Annotated in this window: 21 protein-coding genes; 8 read left to right on the top strand and 13 right to left on the bottom strand. The window is 39.6% G+C overall.

Translation table 11 applies throughout. From position 1 onward, the window contains the following. Positions 1–692: 692 nt before the first annotated feature. A complete protein-coding gene (locus tag BUB19_RS17370; protein ID WP_073096117.1) occupies positions 693–2,636 on the top strand; it encodes a hypothetical protein in 1,944 nt (647 codons plus the stop codon). A gap of 481 nt (positions 2,637–3,117) precedes the next feature. Beyond that, on the top strand, positions 3,118–3,849 hold the full coding sequence (locus tag BUB19_RS17365; RefSeq protein ID WP_073096116.1) for a DUF5041 domain-containing protein: 732 nt from the start codon (positions 3,118–3,120) through the stop codon (positions 3,847–3,849). A gap of 738 nt (positions 3,850–4,587) precedes the next feature. Here BUB19_RS17365 and BUB19_RS24840 read toward each other — a convergent pair. Next, complete coding sequence (locus tag BUB19_RS24840) at positions 4,588–5,190, bottom strand: hypothetical protein (protein WP_449390452.1); 603 nt, start codon at positions 5,188–5,190, stop codon at positions 4,588–4,590. On the opposite strand from BUB19_RS24840, the gene BUB19_RS24555 reads away from it, so the two are divergent. From BUB19_RS24555 to BUB19_RS17330, 5 genes are all read left to right on the top strand, one after another. Then, on the top strand, positions 5,077–5,343 hold the full coding sequence (locus BUB19_RS24555) for an IS66 family transposase (RefSeq protein WP_449390453.1): 267 nt from the start codon (positions 5,077–5,079) through the stop codon (positions 5,341–5,343). The two genes, BUB19_RS24840 and BUB19_RS24555, sit on opposite strands and share 114 nt — an antisense overlap. 15 nt (positions 5,344–5,358) lie before the next feature. Next, positions 5,359–5,592 (top strand): hypothetical protein, encoded by a 234-nt coding sequence (locus tag BUB19_RS17345; protein WP_245802894.1) that lies wholly within the window; start codon positions 5,359–5,361, stop codon positions 5,590–5,592. Positions 5,593–5,720: 128 nt separating this feature from the next. Then, positions 5,721–9,473, top strand: a complete 3,753-nt coding sequence (locus BUB19_RS17340; RefSeq protein ID WP_073096110.1) for an NACHT domain-containing protein — start codon at positions 5,721–5,723, stop codon at positions 9,471–9,473. An 850-nt stretch (positions 9,474–10,323) separates the two neighbouring features. Continuing rightward, the gene (locus BUB19_RS17335) at positions 10,324–10,884 is read left to right on the top strand and encodes a hypothetical protein (RefSeq protein ID WP_073096108.1); all 561 of its coding nucleotides are present in this window, start codon (positions 10,324–10,326) and stop codon (positions 10,882–10,884) included. Positions 10,885–11,351: 467 nt separating this feature from the next. Next, entirely contained in the window at positions 11,352–14,369 is a 3,018-nt protein-coding gene (locus BUB19_RS17330; protein WP_073096106.1) for a DEAD/DEAH box helicase, read from the top strand. Between the two features lie 83 nt (positions 14,370–14,452). Here the strand turns inward: BUB19_RS17330 and BUB19_RS17325 are convergent, their stop codons facing one another. From BUB19_RS17325 to BUB19_RS17270, 12 genes are all read right to left on the bottom strand, one after another. Continuing rightward, positions 14,453–15,208: a nucleotidyl transferase AbiEii/AbiGii toxin family protein gene (locus tag BUB19_RS17325; RefSeq protein WP_143156079.1), complete on the bottom strand. Its 756-nt coding sequence runs from the start codon at positions 15,206–15,208 to the stop codon at positions 14,453–14,455. Further along, positions 15,205–15,492 (bottom strand): DUF6922 domain-containing protein, encoded by a 288-nt coding sequence (locus tag BUB19_RS17320; protein WP_073096104.1) that lies wholly within the window; start codon positions 15,490–15,492, stop codon positions 15,205–15,207. The genes BUB19_RS17325 and BUB19_RS17320 overlap by 4 nt, the downstream gene beginning before the upstream one ends. Positions 15,493–15,623: 131 nt before the next feature. Continuing rightward, complete coding sequence (locus BUB19_RS17315) at positions 15,624–16,544, bottom strand: helix-turn-helix transcriptional regulator (RefSeq protein ID WP_073096102.1); 921 nt, start codon at positions 16,542–16,544, stop codon at positions 15,624–15,626. A 5-nt stretch (positions 16,545–16,549) separates the two neighbouring features. Continuing rightward, complete coding sequence (locus tag BUB19_RS17310; protein WP_073096257.1) at positions 16,550–17,113, bottom strand: GNAT family N-acetyltransferase; 564 nt, start codon at positions 17,111–17,113, stop codon at positions 16,550–16,552. Between the two features lie 529 nt (positions 17,114–17,642). After that, entirely contained in the window at positions 17,643–18,518 is an 876-nt protein-coding gene (locus tag BUB19_RS17305) for a toprim domain-containing protein (protein WP_073096100.1), read from the bottom strand. Between the two features lie 209 nt (positions 18,519–18,727). Beyond that, positions 18,728–19,933 (bottom strand): VapE domain-containing protein, encoded by a 1,206-nt coding sequence (locus BUB19_RS17300; protein ID WP_073096098.1) that lies wholly within the window; start codon positions 19,931–19,933, stop codon positions 18,728–18,730. Between the two features lie 114 nt (positions 19,934–20,047). Next, a complete protein-coding gene (locus BUB19_RS17295) occupies positions 20,048–20,329 on the bottom strand; it encodes a helix-turn-helix domain-containing protein (protein ID WP_073096096.1) in 282 nt (93 codons plus the stop codon). A 317-nt stretch (positions 20,330–20,646) separates the two neighbouring features. Further along, positions 20,647–20,979, bottom strand: coding sequence for a type II toxin-antitoxin system RelE/ParE family toxin (locus tag BUB19_RS17290; RefSeq protein WP_073096094.1), 333 nt, complete (start codon positions 20,977–20,979; stop codon positions 20,647–20,649). After that, positions 20,973–21,191 carry a hypothetical protein gene (locus BUB19_RS17285; RefSeq protein ID WP_073096092.1) on the bottom strand — a complete coding sequence of 73 codons (219 nt, stop codon included), beginning with the start codon at positions 21,189–21,191 and terminating at the stop codon, positions 20,973–20,975. The genes BUB19_RS17290 and BUB19_RS17285 overlap by 7 nt, the downstream gene beginning before the upstream one ends. A gap of 70 nt (positions 21,192–21,261) precedes the next feature. Next, entirely contained in the window at positions 21,262–22,140 is an 879-nt protein-coding gene (locus BUB19_RS17280) for a hypothetical protein (protein WP_073096091.1), read from the bottom strand. 18 nt (positions 22,141–22,158) lie between these two features. Next, complete coding sequence (locus tag BUB19_RS17275; RefSeq protein ID WP_073096089.1) at positions 22,159–23,481, bottom strand: site-specific integrase; 1,323 nt, start codon at positions 23,479–23,481, stop codon at positions 22,159–22,161. Positions 23,482–23,567: 86 nt separating this feature from the next. Beyond that, on the bottom strand, positions 23,568–23,870 hold the full coding sequence (locus BUB19_RS17270; RefSeq protein ID WP_073096087.1) for a hypothetical protein: 303 nt from the start codon (positions 23,868–23,870) through the stop codon (positions 23,568–23,570). 421 nt (positions 23,871–24,291) lie between these two features. Between BUB19_RS17270 and BUB19_RS17265 the strand changes: the two genes are divergently transcribed. Then, positions 24,292–25,524 (top strand): cation:proton antiporter domain-containing protein, encoded by a 1,233-nt coding sequence (locus tag BUB19_RS17265; protein WP_073096085.1) that lies wholly within the window; start codon positions 24,292–24,294, stop codon positions 25,522–25,524. The last annotated feature ends 522 nt before the right edge of the window (positions 25,525–26,046 follow it).

Raw genomic sequence — 26,046 nt, 5'->3', positions numbered from 1 at the left:
TTAATGATACGGGATAATTAACACCAAAAAATGCGCACAATCGGATGGATGGTCGAAGGCCCTAAGCCTGCGGAGCACCTCTCACACCACCGAGGTGCGACAAGAAGTCGCCTTGATTACTGTTTAACGTTCGTTGAAGGATTAAACCTTGTGTTCCATCACATTGTGATACATGCAATTCTAGTAACGGAATTGTGCGAAGCTATCCGGACAATATAGCCTGTAAAGGGATTCTGCGAAGTATCTCTGTTTCACACCAACGTCAGGTGCGGGGGAGTTTTGGGTTTGGTCAACATATCTGAACTTCCGATAAAAGTCGTGACGTGTAAACAGCGAAAGACATTGACACGCTGTGACCAAAATGGTAAGGGGTGTAGACAGCAGGCTTTTCGGTTTCTGCTACATGGATTTCGATTCCCCCGGCTGGCCCTCTCACGGCAGACCACCCCGGTGAAAAGTCAGTGTTACCCCCTCGCATAGGGACTTTCATCCGTTGGAACGATCAACTTTTTGGCCTATATTCACCATTCAAGGTACACACATTGTATAAGCGTAATGCAGGCCGATTGTCTAAAATTGAGTATTTTGCCATTTATCAAAGTTTGTTGTAAGTGGATAGGGCTCCGAAATCCCACACGCTTATACTTGACCTTTAGCAGCAATTTTACAAAAATGTGAATTCAAGAACAGAAATGGAAAGAATAGTATTTTACTCGAAAGAGGATATGGCTACAAATCCTAACCTGATAAAAGCAGAAAAACTATTAAATAGTTTCAATCCCGAACAAAATTTCACATTTAATGATTTACTTGAATTTTACAATATAAAATTACATTTTGACAACGAACTTTATTTAACGAATTGGAATAAATCAGATATAGAAAGGTATAATCAAATTATAGAAAAAAAATGGTTAATACTAAAAAATAGATTTTCAAAAATAAACGACCTAAATATTGAGGGGATATTAAACGACTTAGAATTTAGGTATAAAAATAACTTTTGGGAGTTAATTAACAGTCTGAGCATTTATAAAAACATATCTCATTCAACGTTCAGCGATATTCTTGGAAAGTTTTCATCTCAAATAAACTATATCCTTCTACAAAAGAACATTGTTCAGAAATTCAATAAAGAAATCAGAGATTTTTTACTTACTTATAAAAATTCAGCTGAAATTTTACTGTCACAATTTGAAGAAAAAAAAAGTGCCAAAAAATCAACTAAATATTACTTTCCAAAAAGTTTAAGTTTAGCAGATAAAGAAAAAATAATAAACTCATACTTAGACGGTTATGATTCGAATTTAAATTATGTAGGATTAGTCGAAAAATCAAAAGATTCTAGTGAATTGAAACTTTCAGATAAAACAAGATACAAGGCAAAGAAAAAGGCTGAGGAGCAAAACAAAGAAATACTAGAAAAAGGGCACACTTGGAGTATAAGAGTTCAAGGTGGACTTAGTAAAGACCAAGATGAGCCTGTAATTTTTAAAAATGAAAATGGGTTAATTGAAGCTATTTACAGCGAAAAATACCTAGATGGAATTGAAAACCCAGTTGTTTTATTCAAAGCTTTTAGTTATCTATTTAATTACACCGATGATACCTCATTAATCTATTTAATGAGTAAAGAAAGCGAATTAGACGTTATGGAACGTATAATGGGTTTAAAATCAAAAAATGAGTATGAAATAGGTGAAGTCTTTATGAGAAAGGAAATGCTTTCTATATTACAGTTACATCTCATTGAAAATTATTTGAAAAGAAAAGGTAGCGGAATTGAGCAATTAATTAATTCTTTTATCTCCTATATAAACGCACTACTTGAACCCAATAATTTAATGTTTCAAGTTAGAATTTCAGACTTACCTGAATTAGACAAAATTCGTACTCTTTTACCCGATTTTGATTTTTTACTAAAACAGTATAAAAATTTAGCCGATGATGGTGCTATTGATATTGAATTTCTTCAAGTAAGTTCTAAACCACTTGGATTTAATCAAATTACCAGTCAAAATAAAATAAAGTATATTTATTCTAATGAAAGACTAATTCTACAGCTCAAGCACATATTTTTTTCAGACCAAAGTCATATGTACTACACAGAGACTTTCGGAACAAAACATACTAACCTGTTTGACTTATTAACACAGGAAACAGTTAACATAGAAGATTTTGCAAACTATCAAAAAGATATAATTCGGAGTTTAATTAAAGATGGTTATCTAAAAGTCAATAAGGAAAATAACGTAGAAATAGATAAAATCACTTTCATTTACATCATAAGAGAATTACATCGAAATGAATCATTAAACTATTGGAATTATCCAAAATTCGTTAGAGACGAAATTGACTTGCAAATTGAGGATAAAAAGTTATTTGTAGAGAATACTTTATTTTCCAAAGAAGAAGTAAAATATTTTAATTTTTATTTAAATAAAAAGATATATACAAACGGATATGATTTAAGAAATAAGTATTCGCACGGAACAAACACTCAATCTGAAGAAAAACATAAAAATGATTATTACTTATTACTTAAAATAATAATCCTTACTTTGTTAAAGATTGAGGATGATATAATTATAAATAAAAAAACAGCTGCAAATCGAGTGGATGGCCGCAGGCCATAAGCCTGCGGAGCACCACCCTGCATCCCGACTCTTCGCTAAAATGATTCTAGGGATCATTTTTTAACGTTCAGCCCCAGTTCACTGGATTGAAGGTTGTAATTTGAGCAATTAGGAAAGCATGGATTAGTAATCCTTTCTTCTCAGGGGGAAAAAGTGATAGTCGTGATCAGAAACGGACTCTGAGGCACAACCCAACCACCCTTCGCACATTGCAAATGCTTAAGGATACGAATCCAGCACACAAGGGACACCGAAATGCTTCGGCAGAGGCTTTCGCCCATTGGAACGGTCAACTTTTTGACCTATATTCACCATCCAAGGCACACACATGACCTTGGATCCAGCGGGCGGAGCAGTTTAGTTTTCAAATGATGGCTCAGAATGCCCGCTGCCTCCTCGCTGAATCACTTTATGGGCCATTGGAGGACAATCCACACTTAGGCAATGAAGGGGCTGAAAGACAAATAGAACTAAAAAAATAATGAAAAAAATTATAATCATCTCTTGTATATTAGTCTTGTGTTGCACTGCTTATGGCCAACAGATTAAAAAAAATAATGTCGAACTCGACGACATAATTAGCTTACTCGGTGCTTCTGGCTATGAGGTTTTCAGCTTTGATATAACAGAAATGCTCAACGAGCGATATGATATAGTGTTTACCAAAAAGGAGTTTTTAAAAGGAAAAGAAATTAAGTCTTCAGACCTTGCTACGGTATCGAATAAAAGTCTTTTGACTGATATTCCAGAATCTCATAGGCAAAAAATAATAGACGAGGGTGGAGTTATTGACCCTAAAACCCAAGCCATTTCCCACGCTGAAAGGTTTAGTTTTGGATTCTTTCCTTCTGGTAATGATTCTACAAAAACCATGCAACTTGAGGTTCCTGGCTTTCTTAAAATGGGCAGAATTCCTTTTAAACTCAGAGGACTTTCAACAAAAGATTCGGATAAACTGATGTTTTTATACTTTACACGCCCATTCAAATTAGTTGCGTTTAAGGAAGAAGAATTTATCCCTCTCATTTTACTTGGCTCGGGTTGGTACGATGAAAAATATAATGTATTCCGATTTTGTGGAGAGATAGAAATTGACCCCAATATGTCAAGTCAAATACTGAAAGATACCCCACCATTATGTTATCGGTGTCAAATTTGTCAAGAAACAATAACTAAAAAGTGGCATACAACAAATAAATTTCTGGCCAAGTAGGTTAAGTTTGAGATGGCAGGACGGCCTCCTAATTCGGTTAGGGGTGACTTGGAAGTGCTCGAAGGACCAGATTCGAGTTATTTACCGGCATCCAAGGCAGAGGGCTTTTACCGTTTCGAGGGTGGCCTGCGTAAAATTCAGGACTGAAATCGGCTTTTTTCAAATAAAGGGTAGGAATTCCGGAAGAGGCATGTCCCAAATAGGGTGAACAAAAAGTCCTGTATGTCGATTCATAAATCCGGGCGGTTGGTCTTCGGAAGTAAAAGACTTTTAAGATGAAGATTGAGAGGGCCCGGACCGCTTTGGGGGAGCTGGCGGAAAAACCCTGAAAATAGTGATCCATCGGAAGCTGGCAATCCTTGAAACCATAAGGGGTTCGATCAGGATATACGAATCTGGTCCAGGTCGTTGGGTGATGACATTCACGTTTTGAAAATTTGATCAGTACAACCGTGAAAACCAGAGCGAAAACGCCCGGCCTCTAATGAGTAGCCCGAACTGAGCCAAATGGCTACCATTGACGGCTCTATAATTATTCTGTAAATATAATTAATTCAATATTTTATTCTAAAAAAATGCTCCAATAATTAATTCACCTGCAAGTTGCTCAGGACACTTATCTGGCTATACCGTCATTTCCTTTCTGTAATTGCAAATTTTTAATACCCAGGTTGACGCTCTCAAACCACCGAAGTGCGACAAGTCGTTTAGATAATTGTACTAACGTGCAAAGAACGATTAAACCTTGTGTTCCATCAATAGGATACGTGCATTTCTGGTAACGGAATTGTGCGAAGCTATCCGGACAATAGTATCCGTCCGATAAACCCCATCTTTCACAGTTGGCAGATTGTGGTTAATCTTGCGGTATGAAAAGTCAGATCGAACAAAAAAGGAGGGATCTGTATCGGGAATGGTTGTCTTCCGGCAAGAGCAAATCTGACTTTGCAGATTGGGTTGGCATGGTCCGCACCACCTTTTACAACTGGACCCAAAATTTAACACCGAGGAAGGGGCACCCCCTTTCTTGCCCTTCCCTACCCCGTAATCGAAAAGGGCTTCCTCTCGGAATCCGTGGTCGCTCAACTGGTTGTCGACAAGTATGTCTACGGCATGCCCCTGCACAGGCAGATCGACAAATACGGCAAGATGGGGATAAGGGTTCCCGCCCAAAGCGCCTCGGACTGGATAATGCAGGGCTAGGAGCAGTTCATCCCGCTCTTTGAGATCCTCCTGATCGTCGCTGGCCAGAAGTACCACCAGGATGACAAAACGCCGATAAAGTTCCTGGACAGGGACCTGGCAAAGGGCATCCACCATGGATACATGTGGCAGTACCACGCCCCCGCGGACAGGCTGGTGTTTTTCGATTACAGAAAAGGCCGGGACCGATCAGGCCCCAGGGAAATGCTTGCCGATTTCATGGGATCATCCAGACGGACGGTTATTAGGTATATGATTCCCTTTTTGGGGACCATCCCGACATCCATTTAACCTTTTGCATGGCCCATGCCAGACGCAAGTTTTTCGATGCACGCAAAGCAGGCCGACCATGTCCTGGAGGAGATACGGGTGCTCTATGCCTTCGAAAGGAAAATGAGGAAGGAAGGGCTCCGCCGGGAGGAACGGACACGCAAAAGGATGGAGCACGCTCACCGGTGCTGGATAGGCTGGGAAAGTGGTTGGAGGAAATCCAATAAAGCTACCGGCCCAAAACAGACCAATAAAAAATCCAATCCATGATTCCTACAGGAATTTAACGGGTTCGTCGGATGAAAACTATTATTGCGCTAAAATGCATTTCAAATTCAAATCCTGCTTGTTTTTTTAAATCATATCCTTAATTTGAAATAATCTTGAATAATTTGACTATGACAGGAAGACTTCAACTTATCGAACAAAAATTAATTGCCATAGACCCAGCAGGATTTCAAAACCTTTGTGACGCATATTTAATGTTACGGGAGGAAGGAATACGCAGCTTCAATAGGACTGGAAGCCAGGTCGGTAAGCAAAAAACGAAAATAGGTACGCCTGATAGTTTTGTGAGACTTGATGATAATAAACTTGCCTGCATTGAGTACACAACGCAAGCAGAATCGAAAGTTTCAAAAATTAAAGCAGATATCGAAAAATGCCTAGATGAGGAAAAAACAGGAGTAGACGCTGAAAAATTGGATCAAATTATCGTCTGCTTCAATTCTCGATTGACTTTGGAGGAAGAAGCGGAAATCCAAGATTTTGCTCAACAAGTAGTGAAGAGAATTGATCTAATTGGAATTGATACTTTAGCTATTGAAATTCAATCAAAATATCTCCTACTATCTAGAGAATTTTTGGGTATTTCGATTGAAACTGGGCAAATTTTACCGTTTGATAAGTTTATTTCTGAGTACAATAATAAGGCTCACCAATTATCTACCCCCTTGGATAATGAGTTTCTTAATCGAGAAAAGGAACTTCAAGAGCAGCTTGGGTTTTTGGAGAGAACTGATTTACTAATAATATCAGGAGCTCCGGGAATTGGGAAAACCAAAATTGGGATAAAAGTAATTCAGGAATTCACCGAGCTTAATCCTTCTTACTTTTCTTTTGCAATTGCTAAAAAAGGAGTGGACATTCTTGACGATTTAAAAATTCAGCTCCAAGTTGATAGGGATTATATTTTACTCATTGATGATGCAAATAGACAGCTTTCGAATTTGACTCAAATTTTGGGCTTATTTAAAGAAGAAAGGAAAGGAAAAATAAAAATCCTTATCACAGTTAGAAATTATGCACTCGATGACATTAAAAATTTAACCTCTGATCTCGAAAAAGAGGTCATGGATTTAAAGAAATTTTCTGATGAGGAGATAATTCAGATTATATCAAGTGACTCATTTAAAATTCTTAATCCAGAATACCAAAAGAGGATAGTCGGAATAAGTGATGGAAATGCCCGATTGGCTGTAATGGCCTCCAGACTAGCAAACAAAAAGCAAGAGGAATTTTTGATCGGGGATGTTTCGGATTTATTTGACTCCTACTTTGGGACTTTTATGTCTGATTTTGATTTGTTTAATGATAAAAACGTTCTAAAGGTACTAGGGATAATTTCTTTTTTCTTCTCAATTAATCGCAATGATAAGAGTCTTTTAGAGTCAATTTCAAGGCATTTTGAAGTTGGTTACTACGATTTCAATGAGGCGGTTGAAGAGTTACATAAACGAGAGTTAATTGAGGTTCAGTTCAATCGGGTTCGCATTTCTGAACAAGTAATGGCAACCTATTTTTTTTATAAGGTTTTTATTAAGGATCAGATTTTATCATTTGATATCCTGATAAATAATTTTTATCCTCTTATGAAATCCAGATTCAAGGATTCAATCATTCCGGCGAATAATTCATTTGGTTATGAGAATGTTTTCAAAAAAATACATCAAGATTTAAATAATTATTTTCAGCAAAAATCAGGAGATGAAGATGCAGCTCTCGATTTTCTCGACTTGTTTTGGTTTTATTTACCAGAAGATGCATTGACTTATTTTTACACTAAAATCACAGAATTACCAGAACCTTATTCTTCGGTTTATAGGACCAAATATGAGATTAATGATTTTGTTTTTGAAAAAGAGAAGACGTTAGATTTTATTTCGAGATTCTTCCGTCATATTACCAGCTGGTTTGATACCGCTGTTCTTTTAGGTTTTGAATATATTAAAAAGAAGCCTGAGCATCTTCCGGAATATATTCGGCGCATTAAAGAAACCTTAAATTTCGCACATAGTGACGAAAAGTATGGTTTTAAACGCCAGGTGGACTTTATACAAATTCTTATTGATAATGCCCATAGTGGAAATCCCCATTATATGGCTGCTTTTTTTACCCTTTCAAAATTCTTTTTGCAACAGTCTTTTCAAGTATCCGAAGGAGGAAGAAATCACTCAATTTCATTTTATGAATACCCGCTGCCGTTGTATAGTGTGACTAAGGAATTGAGAACTTTAATTTGGGAAAAGCTTTTTGAATGCTTTGAGAATTACCCGGAGGAGGTCTACGGGGTTATAAAGGATTTTAAACCTAGTTATCATGAATTAAACCCCGAAGTATTAGACTTTGATTTAGGTTTGTTAGTTCCGTTTATTTCTGAAAACTTTTCGCCAAAGACTTTCAAGTATGCGCATTGTGTGCAAGAGATGATATATCGCTTTGATAGGGAGGAAAGGATTACCAACAGATCATATAGGGAACTAAAAGAAAAATTCTTAACAGAGGATTATTTATACTATCGAAAATTGGATTGGGATAAATTACGAGACAAAGAAGAATTTGAGTTCGAAAACTGGGAAGAATATGGGACTCTTAAATCTGAGGAATTGAAGAACTATTTCTTGTTTGATAATGAGTCCGAATTCCCTAAACTTTTTACTGCTATAGAAAATCTTCAAACTGTTAAGGAGAGGGATTACTTTCCCGCTGGACAATCAATAAATATTATCATTGAAGATAATTTTAGGAAAAATAATGAATTGGGATTTCTTTTATTTAGAAGAATTTTAGAAGAATTTCCAAAAGGGCTTCAGTTTCCGCATAGAGCCATAAGTGTGATTGTAAGAAGCTCACCTAGTTGGTGTCTGAAGATTTGGGCTGAGCTTGATAGATGGAAAAATGAAAGTAGTCCTTTTTGGAAGGTTAGTTTTTTTAGACATCTTCCAACTGATTTTATTGACAAGTTCTATTGTGATTGTTTGCTTCATTTGATTGATAGTATTGATAGATATATCTATTTATATGTCGAGGACTTTTCTCGATTCAATTTGATTGATAAGGGTTTCTCAAAAACAGCTTTGACAAAAATATCTAAGAAAAATGATGACATAGGTCTAGTAATTGCCTTTGAGGGTGATGTCTTTGAAAAAAATCTAGATTTATTCGATTCAGATTATGAATTGATAAGGAAGTCTTATTTTCAACAGTTTCGAATAAACCATTTTCAAATATTTGACTATAAGGGTAAGGGGATTGAGGCAATTTTTAAATCCTATCCTGAATTTCTTATGGATTTTGTACATCAATTAGAAGAGATTGAAAGAAATGGGAGAGGTGGAAAGGATATTAGCTTTGGGTTTGTTTGGAAATATGAAGGAGTTGATGAATTTATATCAGAGGTAAGCGATTTTTTCGCTGAGAATGACAGATACCTAGGTTATAGCTATCATGCACATTCTATTCTATTTCAGGATTTGAATCAAGAATCAATCGAGAAGGCATATGACTTTGTTCAAAATGAAATTCGAAGGCACAGCAGGGATTCGAAGAAAATCCAAGTCTATTTTCAAACAATTAGGAGTTGTTTTAAAGACAAGTTTGAAATCGCATTTTTAGATTTTCTATCAATCAATTCTGATTTGGAGATGTTTAAATCAATTGATTGGGTCGGGAATGTCGGGGTTGTCATGGGGGACGTTAATTTTGGTGAGCTTAATGCCAAGCGATGGGGGAATATTTTGGATTTGGTTAATAAGTCTGATCCTACTTTATCAATGATTCCCATTAAGGGTTTTTTGAAGAAAAGGATCGAAGCAGAATATAGATACGCTGAATATGAAAGAGAAAGGAAATTCTCAACTCCAGATTGGTGATCTTTTTTGATGTCCATAAACTTTTGAATTGGGAGGCTTAATATTAGACCGTCTTCAAAACCATACCTTAGAATACGAAGGCGAAACCTACGTCAAGTTCAACGTTGCCAAACTGAAAGAAGCAGACTAAAATGGCAAAACCCACACGGTCTACGTCTCAGTGAAAGACGACCAAAAAGGGTCCAAAAAAATATACCTTCTTGGCTTTTTTGCTACTTCTATTTACTTTTATGCTTTTTGAGTTATCGAATTAGACTTTGCTAATATTCAGACCCGAGGCTTTTGGTGTAAGTGACCACATTGCCTATACACCGGGTTGATAAATTGGGCTACTTTTATTTTCAGCCTTGGAAAGGGCATTCCAAAATGGAATTAGGGCACAAAAGTTCATCAACTTCCTTGCTGTCCCGGCAACAGCCCTGTTGATTTTACTTTTGGTATTCCTAAAAATGAGCCTGCTTCCAGTGAGGTATCAGCAATGCAGTTAGGTGTGATGTGGCACCCCATGCGACCTCATGGCCTCAGTATATGGCATTACATGCACCCTCTTCACACTCCTGTGTTCGGGCCTGTACATCAGTACATACACCATAGGATAGGTTACTTCACTGCATGCCTCACTGCAAACCAGCCCCGCTTTGGCGGGACGGGCTTTGCCACTTGCTTTGCTTGGGGTAACAGCCTGTCCTGAAATTCATCGGGAACTCCTGGACATAGGGACTTTCACCCGTTGGAATAGTGAATTTTTTGACCTATATTCACCATTCAAGACACTTTAATCAAAATATTTCAGTAAAGGTGTCCAATTTTACCCGAAATGTCTGAACCAGAATTGAACATGTAAAAATCTATGAAACTGTATCCATATGTAATGTTAACCTGCTTAGCGTTTATACTGCATTTACCAAGAAATTACTGTTTTGACCAAGGAAGTATCAACTTAGTTTTAGACAGTATAGAAGTGGTATTATTTGGTGAAGTTATTGACGTTTCTGAATTGAATATAGAAAACAGATATAAGATCGTTACTGTAGTTGATGGTGATGACCCTAATTTTATGGCTCAATTAAAAGAAATAGGTAAGGCTATAGATAAGATTGGTAGCCATAGTCCATACACTTTTATGATTTATGTCCGGGGGGATAATATTGATCCTGCTAGTTACGGCATCGGAGATAAGGGGTTGTTTTTTAAATATCCGCTATTATATGATTCCCAAGATGCTTTCCGGAAAGCTAATCCTACTGTTTCCAAATTGGACGGCTATAGTGTTTTTCTCTTAGATTCTGATTCTGAAATATTATTGAAAAATTATTCATTTAGTGATGAATTTGTTAGTACAGTGATTGAACATTCTCAAAATCATCCCAAATTTATTGATTCGCCACTTCCAAGGCCCAAGCCCCTGTGAGATGCAAACTAATTTTTTGCATAGATCCCAATGGTAAAAAAAGTCGGTAAGTTCCTCAGTACAGGCACCACTGTCTGGGTTATAGTATTTCCTGAGGCTTCAGGCGGTCCCCTTCCTTTCAGCCTGGCTCCTCACTAAAAAAAATACAGGTTTTATTAAACGTTCTGAACTCTCCCGGCAAAGCCCCGGAGCGGCGGGACTGGCTTTCCACTTACTTTGTTTCGGATAACGACCGTCGTGCGCAAGCCCATTTCACTCGTTGAAACAGTCAACTTTTTGACCTATATTCACAATCCAAGGTTCACACATCCAACATAAGTCGTGGCATACTAACAAAGCGTTAAAGGAAGGCGGTTAATTGACAGATATAAGGTGGTTATTTGGCACTTAAACAGAACTTTTGGTCAAATAATTTCGAAATGGATTCAATAACATTCCCGGTACCAACAAAATAAATAACGAAACAGATGAACCAATATTCAGAAAATGAAAAACTGAATCTGTTCAAAAGCCTCTTCAAAGGTAGGGAAGATGTCTTTGCCATACGTTGGGAAAAAGCTGCCCAATCCGCTGGTGGAAGGATTAAAAGCGGATACATGCCTGCATATCAATACGACCCTTACATGTATAGGCTCCATAAAATGAAGGGGGGATCCTTCAAAGACTATAAAGACAAAACCTACCGTCCACTTACTGATCAGCAACTTCTAAAGCATTTCAATGGGAAACAATTAATCGGCATTTATCCATTGCTACAGAACAATACATCCTGGTTCATTGCTGCAGATTTTGATAAAGAGAAATGGGCAGAGGAATGCCGTGAATTTCTCAATATTTGCAAAGAACATGCTATTCCGGCTTATCTGGAACGATCCCGTTCCGGTAAAGGAGGTCACGTCTGGATATTTTTCGAAGAGCCCTATCCTGCCATTAAAAGTCGTAAGATTTTAATCTCTCTTTTGGAACAGGCAGGTATCTTCTCTGTATTTGACAAAAGCTCCAGCTTTGACAGACTTTTCCCCAATCAGGATTTCCTGACAGGAGAAAGGTTGGGTAATCTAATTGCATTACCACTATATAAACCGACAATGAAAGAAGGCAACAGTTGTTTTGTTGATGAACAATTGAACCCCTATCAGGATCAATGGGGATTTTTGTCGTCGATCAAGAGGGTGTCTTTATCTCATCTTGATACGATCTTTCATCCACTCCAACCGAAGAACGATCAGGTTCCAAACAACGTCAATTCAGGTAAGCTGCATATACAACTCAACAATTTAATTCACCTTAATCGGTCAGGTATGACACCCAAACTGATCAATTTTCTAAAAGAGGAATTAAATTTTGCCAATTCGGAATATTTCATTAAAAAGAAAAGTGGCAGAAACACATGGGGAACCGAGCGGTATTTCCGGTTTGTAGAGGAAACAACGCATGAGATAATTCTTCCGAGAGGATTTATAGGTAGATTGATCCGGTACTGCAAACAGCAAAACATTGATTTCGAATTTCAGGATGAACGGAAGAAGCAGGATCCTGTTTTATTCACAACAAATTTCAGTCTAAAGTCACACCAGAAATCCGCAATTGAAGTTACCTCCCGCAAAGAATTTGGTGTCATTACCGCACCTCCAGGTTCCGGAAAAACAGTAATCGGGTTGAAGATAATTGCTGAAAAACAGCAACCTGCTCTGATCGTGGTGCATCGTAAACAGTTGCTGGAACAATGGGTTGAACGGATTCAGGGTTTTCTGGGCATACCGAAAAACGAGATTGGTAGGATAGGACAAGGAAATGCCAAAACCGGAAAAGCGATTACGGTAGCAATGATCCAGAGTTTGGGTAAGTATCTTGACAAACAGGAAACAGATGAATTTGCCCTGTCTTTCGGGATTATTATCGTTGATGAATGCCACCATATCCCAGCAGAAACATTCCGAAATACCATTTCAAACTTTCCGTCTTACTACCAATATGGGTTAACGGCAACTCCTTTTCGGAAAGGAAATGATGGCAAAATAATTTTTACCCATTTGGGCGACATCATTGCAGACATTAGACCGCAGGAAATTGAAAAATACAAGCAGGCAAAAATAATCGTAAGGGAAACGGCTTTAGATATTCCCTTCAATCCAAAAACAGATCCGTTTGAAAACCTATCAAAGGTATTGGTTCACGATTCTGCCAGAAACAAGTTGATACTTGGGGACATTAGCACTGAATTGAATAATGGGAAAAAGGCTGTTATCATTACAGAAAGAAAAGAGCATATTGATGCGCTTTATCAGTTACTGAAACAGTCTTTTGAAGTGGTGACACTTTCTGGGAAAGACTCGGAAAGCAACCGTAATGCAAAATGGCAAATACTCAACAGTGGAAATTACCAGGCACTAATCACAACCGGACAGTTTTTCGGAGAGGGAACCGACTTGCAAAATGCCTCCTGCCTTTTCCTTGTTTATCCCTTCTCTTTTAAAGGTAAACTGATTCAATATATTGGTCGTGTTCAGCGATCTGAAATCAGCCCGGTTATTTATGATTACAGAGATCATAAAATTGAATACCTGAACCGGTTATTTCTGAAAAGGAATACCTATTACCGACAGCTTAATCGGCAGGCAACATTATTTGATGACACAGCGATTGCCGAGCCCCCCTTCGGGCAAACATTTACAGTTGATAAAAAAATCAAGGTACTTATTGACCAATTGGATTTTCGTTATGGTGCAATTGCTTTCCGCTATCGAGTTTCTGAGATCAAGACGGAAGTGGAGTTTGAAATAGAAAATGAAGAGGTGAGGCCTGAGTTTGATGTTTTGAAGCCATATTTCTCCAAAATATTAAAGTCAAAATACGTGGAAGCTGAAGTTTTTGCGGAGTTTGAAAATAACGAGTTGGTTTCACAAAAAGCTAGTTCGACTGGTCTGGAAAGTATCAACCGGGAGATCATTGAAAGCGTAAAATTCCGATTTATTGAACAGGGAATTCTCGGTAAGCAATATGTTCCAGGTATGGAAGAAAACTTACTCGGGCTCGACAAGATACAGGAAGGACAAAATGGTAAACCATTCTATGATTCAGAAGAACAATTGTTAAGTGATCTTTTGAAAAATGAGAAAGTGAGGCATTACAGGCACCTACGATATCTGGCATCCAGGCATGACGGCACTACATTAAAACTCAGGTTTGTCTTAAATCCATTCTCATTCGTGTTCCTTCTTTCCGGCACAGAACAATATCATGTTGTTTTAGAAACACTGGACTCCGAAGAAGCTACTTACATCTGGCATGTTGCGAAAAACAGGCAACTGCTCCCACAAAAGCTACGAACAATTGACAAGGATCTAACTATTATCCGAAACAAAGGCAGACAAATGTTTCTGGAAAAGCAACCAGAAAATTTCAGCCGAATCTTCCATGACTATACGGACGAAAGAAAAGGATTTGTCATTTGGAAAGATAACTTAGAAGAAAGATTATTTTGAAACCGAGGGGTCCAAAAATTCGCTCTACAAAATCGTTAAAATTCTCTTAACGAATAAAAAAGGCTGTTTTTAAGATTGAATCACTATCCTCTGGAAGACGGGAATTCCAATCCCAAGTCTTGGAACAATTTCCGCACTTTAAACCTCCAACTGATCCTGGCTTCTTGCCAGGACTTGCTCCCATCAATGAGATCAATTCTGTCGTTGGAATGGAAGGGCTTGTTTTTTGAATATTTCCTTTTGTCAAATTCCAATAATAGCTCAGGCCTGGTTAGTGGGCTGATTTCATTGTCCAGGTCAAATATATTCCGGTGTTGCGGTTTATTGTACTTCTCTGATTTTATTTGAAGTAAACTGAATAGTTCTCCAAGAGGGATTTCATCGGTAATGTAATCCAGATCATAAATATCCTTTTTGGCGAAACGGTTGGAGGCACTCATCAACTTTAGCAGTCCGATGTCCTGTTTGGATAAAATTCTCATTCCATCAAATTCATCAGGTTCGGTTAGGTATTGGATGTTTTGAAGCAATTCTATTTTTATGATAGTTTCTGATTTGGTAATAAATAGTCTTAAAAAAATGAACTGTCCATCCAATTCCAGGTTGATCCGGTTTACTATAATATTTTTTGAACCATATAGGCCAGCTACCTCTGTTATGATTCTTTCAAACCCGTCTTTCCCGATAATGTTGTTTGATACAAAATCTATATCATAAGAGACCCTATGATTGTACAAAAGTGCCAGATTGGTACCACCAGCCAGCATAAAGCTGTTAAGGGATGGGAGTTGCTGAAGTTCTTTGATTGTTGAAACCAATAAAGGGTCAACAGCTTTCATTGTTTAAAACGAAAGAAAATATCCACATCATATCTGTTGGCAACCAGCCTGCAGACCTCATTGCTTATCCTTTCTTTTGTGGTCTTGAGATGTTTTAGGATCTGTTTTCTGGTATATAGGTTTTCCAGAATAGCAATATCTGTATCAAAAGTTTCCGGTGTAGTTGCAAAGAGTGCACGTGGAATAATAATATCCTTGTCCCTTTCAAAGTCAAGCGCACTACGGTCCATGTCCCAAAATAGATGTTTGGGGAAGACTTTGGCTATGTTGATTTTTTCCTTCACAGTACAAAGTTAACGATATTTTATAAATAAAGATGCGTAACCGAGCGGTGGTGTTTGTCGTCGACCCTCTGGTAATTTTACTTTGTCTAACGATTGTAAGGCGGTCCGGAGTAATTTAATCATTCATTTTGTCACGCCGACTTCACCCTTCTGCTAATCTTATTCAACAGGTCAAGCTTATTATTACTTCCAGCCTTTTTGAAAATATTCTGTATGTGCTTGTTGACGGTCCTTTCGGAGATATTCAGCGTATCGCCGATTTCTTTGTAAATGTAGCCATCCCTGACCAATTGGCAGATCTCCGTTTCCCTTTTGGTAAGTCCCAAATTCTTACACCGGATGGCGAAAATTTCTTCTTCATTTTTGGTTTGGATCAGGTCCAGTGTTTCCAGATCCTTGCGGTTTTCCTCAATCATGTTCCGAAAAAAAAGAAAGGTGATGATCAGGAATCCTCCGTTGGTAAAGAGCACCTCAGTAAGTTGGGTTACCTGCAAGTAGGCCAATAAGGGCATCAGTGCCCAGGGTGCTACGGCAATGTAGGATAAAATGGCATCGAAAGAGGCTTTTCTGTTTTTGTATCGCTGCCGAATGCCCCAAAGGATGTTATATACCATGTAGAACGCATAGGCAAACGGAATAATCATTCCCACATAGATGACCGTCATCAAATCCAACCCAAGTGGATAGAGTATGCAGAAGAAAATGATAAAGGGCAAAATTAGGAAGATCAGCACGCCATATTTGGCATGAAATTTAAGATGGGTAATGTTGTAGGACTGGTAAAAATAATAAGGAAAATAGGCACCCATGGAAAAACCGGCCCCATAGGCCAGGATGTATTGAAACACAACCGACAGGGGTAGGTTTTCGTCGGGAAAGAGGCCCCCGGCAAGATTGTAAATGATCAGTAAGAATAGCAGGATCAGGTAATATTTTCTCTTTTTCTCTTTGGGCTTTTGCAGGTAAAAGACCAGTTGGTGGGAAAACATTAACGTTTCCAGAATTACAAACAGAAGGGTTACAATATGTATTTCAGTATTGAGAACGGTCATGGCGTTCAGGCAGTTTTTAGAAAATAGAACGGAAACCCAAACCGCTCTGAAACGGTATAAATCTCCATGCCGTGTTTTTGGTACCAGGGCAGGTTTCGCTCGGTAGAGGTTTCGAGGTAGACCGGCCGGTCGAGCGTCCTGGAGTAATCCAATACATGCTTCAGAACTGCTGTCCCAAAGCCGTTCCCTTGCCGCTCCGGATTTACACCAATAAACCAGAGGTAGGTAAATGGTTCGCTGGGGTAATGCTTTTTGATAAAAGATTCCCTGGCCAAGGCCTTGGGGATGTTGCCCAGGCCGATGGTTTTAAGTATCAACTGTATATCCAGATAGGTGCTTTTCCAGGAGAACTTTTTCCGATCCTGAAACTGGATCATGGCGCAAGCTTCGCCATCATCGGAAATAAATACCTCTCCGGTATCCATGCAATTGTCAAAGGAATACTCCATCAAATAGCGGATCTTTTTCTCTTGCTTCCCTGCAATGTAGTTGACGCTCTTGTTTTTTTTGAATGCTTCCAGCAGTATGGTTACCACTTTCTCCCGATCATTTTGGGTTGCTCTTCTCATAATTTTCATTTTTAAATCCGAGTTGCGAGGATTTTCCTCCCCTCCTCCCCCACAAATCCGTATGGGAAAAGGAGGGGCAAGTTCGTTTTTGGCTGATAAAAACCGGGAGGTTTTTTGTCGGACAAAGACACAACTTGCAAGGACCGCGCACAGCGGGTTTTAGGGTTAATTCAAAGTGCGTTTTTGGACGTTCTTTCATCCTACAGGGATGTAAATAAGAACGGTTTTACTATAGTAGATTAAATGAATAATCCTATTTTTACCAACTAATATAAATTTATATCTAAATAAAAGCAAATATATGTAATTTATTTAACGGATATTTGAATATGAAAGTATAGTATTCCTGTATTTTGATACCTTTATATGCGCATATAGGAAAATTTTAAAATTAAATTTGCCATTTTTTGGCATCCATATATGGGGACATACAGACCAAATTTTATGCGTATATATGAATTTCGGTATACATAAATAGTTGAAATTGGATTTCTATCCACTAACCAAATTTTCACCTGCAAGCAGACCATTATCTTTTTACACCAAGTTTTTCGCTACTCATCCAATACTCATTCAAATCTTTGTAGGGAGAGAAGAGTTTTGACTGATCCCGGCATTGCGATAGGGATTGCATTAATTCTTCCGTAGCACCTTTTCCAGCTTTGTCCCGGTCCAGAAACAAATCTATTTGGGAGTACTTTCGGATTTCGGGAAGGGCTTGTTTTACATTGGCCAGGGAGTTGAGTACCATAAAATCCTGCCTGTATTGATCTCCCTTTTTCATCTCGGCAAAACTCAACATATCGAATATTCCTTCGAACAGGCTAAGTTGGGCCGCATTGTTCCTGTAAAGGGAAAAGCCCTGGGCGGTGCAACCCTTCCAGTATTTGTTCCGTATGGACCAGCCGTTTTCATTTGCGTTACCAATCCCGAAATACCTTTTGTTCCCAATTCGGTAATATACCTCCCGGCAGAAGTCGCTTGCCGTCTCCAATGATATGCCCCTGGAGTGCAGGTAATCCGTAATTGCACGATTGTTTCCAAGAGGCTTGGTTTTAAAGATGGTAATCCCAGGTGGTTCCTTTTCGGAAGGCTTCGCATTGGAAAGAATTGGCGGGTGAAGAAAAAAAGAGGGCCCGCTTATGGTGGCGATTTCCTGGATGGCTTCAGATATGGTAAAGACCGGATTCATTTTTAGTACCAGGTCTATGAGCGTACCTCCTGCATTCCCATCTCCGAAATCCACCCAGAGATTCTTGATGGGGTGGACTTTAAATGAAGGCGTCTTTTCCTCCCTGTAGGGGGAGTAGTAAAAACAGTAGCCTGCTTTTACCTTGCTTGGTTTTATTCCCATTTGATCGAGATAAGTTACTATGGATATCTTATTGGCTTCTTTGGCATTCATGGTCTTGAAGTTTAATTTTTTGAAAAAACCACCTACTACACCTACTACCTTACTACATTTTGTTGTTATTTATTTGGTATTCAGTTATTTATAACTGTTGAAAATCAAAAAGCATCTTACTACAAAAATCCTTTTTGTAGTAGGTTGTAGTAACTTTATTTATTCTATCTTACTACATGCTAATGATTTGATTTTCACTTTTTTAAGCCTTATTTGTAGTAAGTAGTAGGTTGATTTTGTTTAATGTAATATCCCTTTTCGGGGAAGGTTTGGGCTTCGCTTCTCCGCACTTGGGTCTGGATGTGGCCGAGCAGTTTCAGGGCCTTGCCGATTTCTACCGGGCTGATCCTTAGGTTTCCGGAAAGGTTCAAGGTCAGTTGGTGACAAATCTCAGTGGCCGTCATAAATTTGTCATGATTGTCCTTGGTACCCGGGGAAAAGAACTTCTGCACCAGTTCCACTTCAGGGGAAATGGTTTTGTACTGATTGTTCATCAGTTCATTTTCCTGAATTTCACCCGCTGTCATCTCGTATTTGAAATCCGACTGATACAACTGATAGGCCTGGGCCCAAACCCGGTCGATATCAATGTCACGTTTATAATCCCAGTTGATCGCCCTTACCGTAAAGCAGAGCCAGCGGACACTTCCAGTCACATCGGTCAGGAACTCGGCCTTATTAGTGGATCCCCAAATAGATGCCCGCCTGGGTTCCATTTTGGGTTTTTTGTCATAGGGGTGCCTGACTTTGACATAAGATTTACTCATCAAGGTTTTCTGTGCATTGATCTCAGTTCTGGAAAGCGTGGAAAGCTCATCCTGGATCACCCCGAAATTCTGACTTAAGGCGATCAGGCTGTCCTTGTCCACCGAAATGTTTTCGGCATGGTAGGCCATCAATTGATCCGGGATCAGGAAACGGGTCAGGGTTGTCTTGCCGCTGTTCTGCTGCTCCTGCACAAAGATCAGTGCCTGCTTATTGAAGAAGTCATCCCGTAGGCAACAGGCCACGCAGCGGACCAGCCATTTTTTGAACTGCAACTCAAAGCGCTGCTGACCAAGTACCTGGATATAGCCGCTGAATTTTTGGATATAGTCTCCATGGAGGGTGTCATCCCATTTGTTCCGGACATGTCTAAAATACTCCACAAAAGGGTTGGTTTTGGGAATAAAGTCCGAACACAGAAAGGTATTGATTTCGCCTACCGAGGTGCGGTATCCGGCCTGTCGGCATTCTATGTAAAGGGTATTGGGATTGACCGGGCTGTAGCTGTTCCCTTCTTTTTCTCTGGCAAAGACTTCGTTTAGTACCAGGTTATTCTTAAAGTCGTATTTTGACATCAGGAACCTGATCATCCGAATGGTAGGGCTGGAAGATTTCTCATCTATCTTCCTGATAGGGTTTTCCTCGTCCATTATTCTGTAGGTTTGGGTTGGTAAATCCACACAGAAATGGTATATTTGACTCATTCAAAGAGGGATACCATTTCCTAATGACATTATTTCAAGCGGATCGGGCATGATCCGCTTTTATTTTTTCCGGCCGTTTTTCTGGTAACCGGCATTGAGTATATCCGACTTTTTGAAATATACCCTGGTGTTGATCACCTGCTCTTTGAGGAAACCTTCCCTGCGCCAGTTATTGATGGTAGTGCGGGATCGTCCCAGCAGCCGCATGGCTTCTGGGATCTGTATCAGTTCGTCTTCCTGTACCGGTGGCTGCAGTTCGGGAATTATCCTTGAGGCCACTTCTTCGGCAATCTCCTGGATGAGTTGCCTTTTGTCAATTGGTGAAAAGATCAAGTCGTTCATAATCGGCTTTTTGTTTGGTTTGTTGGCCGAATATGGTCAGAACTTGGCAGGGGTAGTTAGCTGGGGTAGTACCCCAAGTTTCCAAAAAGCTTCATTAATGGCTGGAATGGAGGGATTTTAATGAAAAAAAATAGCGAAAGGAAATTGACAGATTGGCGATCAATAGAAAGCCAGATTGGATTTAAACTTTTGCGGATTTTCAAAGGAGAAAAAAGCCAACGTGAAAAATGATATTGCTTGCCGCAAACGGCTTCCAATGGGCTTTTATGAGGATTCTGCTAACTTTAATTTTGTACCAGAAGCTTGGTAGGGTTAGTTTAGTAAGACCTAGGTTCTTGTTTTACATGCCTTACCCGGAGGATTTTGATTTCGCTATCCGTATGCCGGTAAGCTACCCGATAGGAGTATTTTTCAAAAGCCCGGTAATTCCCTGGGTTGTCTTTTTTAAACCTGTCCAAGGGATATTTTTCCGGGTGATCCGGCAATTGCCGGGTCATTAAAAAAATGGTTGCTTTCACCTTCTCCGCATTCACCGGTGAGCTTTCTTTAATTTTTTCGCAGGCTTTTTGAAAAGCAATATAGGCACTTTTGGACCAGGAAACTTTAGGCGGATGTTCAGGAAGATTTTCTATAGGATCATCCGCTACCATTTTTTAGCCATTTTCTCTACTTCATCCTGGCTGTAGAATTCGCCCCGATCCATTTCGGCTTCAGACTCATCCATTTCCCGGTTGTATTGCTCAACGCTGATAGGACCTTCCTTGAACTTAATCAAAGAAGTTTCTAATTCAGTGAGTTCTTCTTCATTCAAGTGCATTACCTTCTCTATAATCGCGTATTTTCTGGCGGCAATTGTTTCCATCCTTATCAATATTTAAGTCTTTTCAAATATAACGATTTTAAAGGAATTTAGATTTTTCTGACTATTTCCGTTAATGGTATTCCACCCCATTTTTCAATCCAACCCTTGGACTTTCCATGGTGTCAATAAGTCTGTCGATTTCACTGGCCTTCGACCCCAATTTTGCCTGATTGAATATTGCTTTGACATTTCTAAGCTGATCGATCCTTTTGGGTGAAAGATTTGCTCCATATCTGATTTCGCTTACCTTTTTAGTGATATCCTTTTTGATGTTATCCGGAGAAGCTGTCAGGATTTCTCCCAACACCCGGTAAACACCTTCCTTCGACAAACTGCAATTTGGATCCAGGCAGAGTTTGTTGATCAGTTCATTTAATGTCCCCGGTCCACCCAACAAAAAATCGATGGCCAGTGATTTCTCCGTTTTATCCAGTTTGTTTTCTGAGGTTTCGATCACGGCATAATCTCGCTTTGCCCGCATATTTTCATAGAAAAGTAGTGCAGCCTCCCTGTCAAGAAAATCCAGGGTTTCAAATTCCCGGAAATTGGCCAATTTCTCCGTAGGATCTACATACTTTAGAAAAATACCTGTCTCCCGAATGTTCTTAAGGGTATTGCCAATCAGATTATAAATAATCCCCGCCGTAATCCCTGAAAAAATCAGGGCCATGGGTAATTTTAATGTAACGTCAATCGTCAAAACCGAAACGGCTAGCAAAAGGCTAAGAAAAGTAAGTATAATGGGATAGATTAAGGACAAGTAAATAAACCATTTTCTCCGCCGGATGAAATGGGCAAAATCCTCAAAGTGTTGTCGGTTACTGGAAAAAATATGCCAACCGTACCGGTAAGCCAGCATCCTTTCTTCTTCAGAACTTCCGTCAAAAAGCAGCAGGTACTCCCGGAGCTTGTACAGCCAAAGGGGCCTTTTTGGATCGAACTTTTTCATGGCTCAATGTTAAATTTTTCATACCGGGGCTCCCCAGGCTTTCTGCATTTCGTTTCTTTTTCTTTCTTCCGTCACCTTCACATAACGTTGAAAGCTCTTGTAATCGGCATGGCCGGTAATCTTCATTACCGTCTCTGCAGGGATTCCCTTTTCCAGGGATAGGGTGGCAAAGGTTTTCCGGCCGGTGTGGGCACTAATAATTTCGTGTTTTTTGTAGATGGTAGATTGCTTGGTGGCACCCTTGTACCGGATTATTTCTATGGGATCATCGATTCCCGCCAGCTTGCAGAGCTCCTTGACGTATTTGTTGAACTTCTGATTGGAGATCATCGGAATGGGGCTTGCCAGGTCCTTGTATTTTTCCAGGATGGTTTTGGAATACTGGTTCAAAGGGACAATGGCAGGTTCCTTGGTTTTTCGGATGGTCAACCGGATTTCCATTTCTTTGATATGTTCTCGTTTTAGTTGCTGCAGGTCCGAAAACCTGAAACCTGTCGCACAACTAAAGCAGAAAACATCACGCACCTGGTCTAAACGCTTGTTGGAGCTCAGGTTAAAATTAAAAAGTAGGTCCAATTCACCCTGAGTCAAGGCGATTACTTCGAGCTTGTCCTTCTTTATGGAAAACTCCTTATACCCATCATTGACCTTGATGCCCTGCCGTTTGGCATAGCCAAGGAAAGTTTTAAGGGTACTCAGTTGCTTGGCGATGGTAATGTTATTCAAGGTTTTTACCGTGCCGGTAGTCTCATGTACCTCTTCCCAGCCAATCAAATGGTTTTGAAAGGCCTGCATAAAGTTGTAATCGATTTTATCGAACCGGATTTTGCTCCTGGTTTTGGCCTCATAATTTTTTAAGTGCTTTTTAAGGGATTTATACACCACCAGACTACCCTTGACCCTGGTGAGTTCGTGTTCCTGAATGTAGCGGTCTACAAAATCATAAATGAGATTGGAGGGGTCTTCCTTTTTGGTGAGATGCTTTTTTGAATCCCTTATTCCTTCCACCAGCATTTCTACACTATAGGCTATGCCCCTGGACCTATAACCCTCCTCTAATTTTCGGACTTTGTTTTTCAATTCAATAAGGTCATCCTGGTACTGGATTAGGGTATGCTTGTTTGGGAGGTTGTCTCCATATTTTTTTTGGAGTTGGATTTTAAGCCTTCTGGTTAGGTTTAAAATTTGCTGACGCTCCCCTGACCAAAGTTCCGGGATCAAATTAATTCCTGTACCGACTTTTTTCCTTTGGCTCGCCAGGTGGATCAATAAGGTGAGCGGTTGTTCCCCTCTTTTGTTTTCCAAATCCCGTCTTAACTCATATCTCAATGATGCTTCCATCGCCTGATTTTAAATAATGATAGCTAAATTTACGAATAAAAAAATTCAGGGGCGAATTCAGGGGCGAAAAAGATGATTAAATGTGTTCAAAACTTATCTTTAACCAAGATATAATATGTCCATATATATGTATATATGGCATTTATGATACCTTTTGGTAAAATAGTATTGTTAGGTTCGAATCCCTCCTCCTCTGCATTCAAAAGCCAGGCATTTTGCCTGGCTTTTTCATTCCTAGTCGTCGGGACCGGCCCAGCAAGCTGGCCCCTCCCTAAAAAGCTCCACAGGAGCTTTTTTTTAACGGTCGGTCCTCTCCTCCTCTGCTGAGCGAAACCATAACTACTTAAAATATAGTAGGCTAGGGATTTTATTTTTAAAAGAGGGGCCATTTGGGGGCTATTTTGAATTAATTTTAACCGTGCAGGACAATCAAAAGCCTACACCCACCCTGCCCCTTTCAATTTCCAAAATAATTACTCTCTTTTAGAAAAAGGTGAAGTGATATTTACCCCACCCTCGCCCCTCGATCCCTTGGAGGGGAAGGCCACGCGCAGAGACAGTGGGTGTGAAAAAAGGTTTAATTGGAAATGAGTCTTTTTCAATTAGCAAAAACTTGATTTCCTAATTTGCTACTCGCAAATGATGACTTGTACCAGTCACTGATAGCAGATAAAAAATTTAAAAGTCCTGAAACCAACCCGAAAAGAAATCCCGACTAGATGCAGGTTTTAGCAATAGATTCGTTAAAAACCAAAAACAGGCCTAATTTCTGCTCCGATTAGAACATTCGGCTAAAATAAATACATTCCCATGCCCTTATTTCATCTTTCTGCTTTTCTTATCGCAGGATTAATTGTTTTGTTTTCTTTCTTTGAAAAAAAGATACAGCAAGGTCCGGTATCGGAACCCCTTCTTGCAATGATCTTCGGAATTATGGGCAGTTTTTTATTGTCAGATTTTTCAGAGCCATCCCAATGGAACGATCGATTTCTGGTTTTGCATCTTGTTAGCGAAGCTTCCATTGCAATGGCTTTGATGGCGACTGCTCTGCGCCTACCTAAGAATTATCTAAAACAAAACTGGAAATCCATGTCCGTTGTACTCTCTCTCGTGTTGGCTTTAATGACTGTTTTTGCCGCGGTTTCCTTTTGGGTCTTCCTTGAAATCCCAGTTCTATGCGCTATACTCCTGGGGGCCATTATCGCCCCGACCGACCCGGTTATTGCCACGTCTATTGTTTCCGGACCTGTTGCCAGGGAACGAATACCTGGGTCCATCCGGCATTCCCTTTCTATGGAGTCAGGCGCAAACGACGGGTTGGCAATGCCCTTTGTCATGCTTCCGATTTTACTTTTTCAACAATCCTCCGGATCTGCCTGGACTGAATGGCTGTTTAATACCCTGTTATGGGAGAGCATAGGAGCCATAGTGATTGGTGCGCTGGTGGGCGTTGGAGCGGGCAATCTGCTTAAGTTTTCGTACAAACGAAAGCTGTTGACTGCAAAAGCTTTTCTGATGTTTTCGGTGGCTCTGGCATTCTTTGTTCTGGCTGGGTTGGAGTTGGTTAATGCCAATGGGATAATAGGGGTCTTTGCAGCCGGACTCGGATTGAACAAAGTCTTGGATGAGAGTCATGAATTAGAAGAAGAACGTGTCCAGGAGGCTGTAGAGCGTCTTTTTACCATTCCCGTCTTCTTTATTTTTGGCCTGGTTCTTCCCTGGCATGATTGGCTGGCCCTCGGATGGAGCGCAGTAGTGATACCTATTGTTATTTTACTTGCCCGCAGGATCCCTGCCTATCTCATTGCGCGACGCGGGATCAAAAACCTAAATCGAACTGCTGACTTTTGGTTTGCAGGCTGGTTTGGGCCCATTGGAGTTGCTGCAATTCTCTATGCCCTGCTGGCGCATAAGCATCTCGATGACCCGATTTACTGGACTATTCCTTCATTGATCGTTTTTAGCTCTACTCTGACCCATGGGATTACCAGTGGACCCTATACAAAATGGTATAGTATGCATTTCTCTAAAAAAGCAGCGTAAAAAAAATACAGGCTGTGTGTATTTTTTCTATTCTTGCTCAATACCTGAACAGGTGAATGGACAAGGTTTACCAAAATCAATTAGTTCTGTCATCCTTTACCATCTCAATGGTAGCGACTGTTTCAGAGGTGCATGACAGTTTCTCCGGATAAAAGAACACCCACCATTAATCGCTTTCTACACCCTATCCATCTTGTTTTATTGGATTTCCGGACGGTTCTCTGACCCGCTGTCCGGCATACCGGTCTGCTTGGAGTTATTCACATTTAAACCGAAAATCTATTAAAACCAGGCATACAAAACCCAAACTCTCTGATTAAAAGCAGTTTAATACTGTATTTTCAAATAAAAATCTTTATTCCTATTCAATATATCATTAAATTAAGAAATTATTTTATCGGATGAAACGGTGAAATAGACCACCGCCAAAACTATATATTATTTGAGAGGCAAGATTTCACTTGCAGGGGATAGTTGAGCATGACAACTATAATACGATTGCGAATGATTTGAATTTCAATT

It is taken from the genome of Cyclobacterium lianum, assembly GCF_900143075.1.
In the GTDB taxonomy this organism is placed as follows: domain Bacteria; phylum Bacteroidota; class Bacteroidia; order Cytophagales; family Cyclobacteriaceae; genus Cyclobacterium; species Cyclobacterium lianum.
The sequence above is the reverse complement of the archived record's forward strand: the minus strand, read 5'-3'. Positions and strand labels throughout refer to the sequence as shown.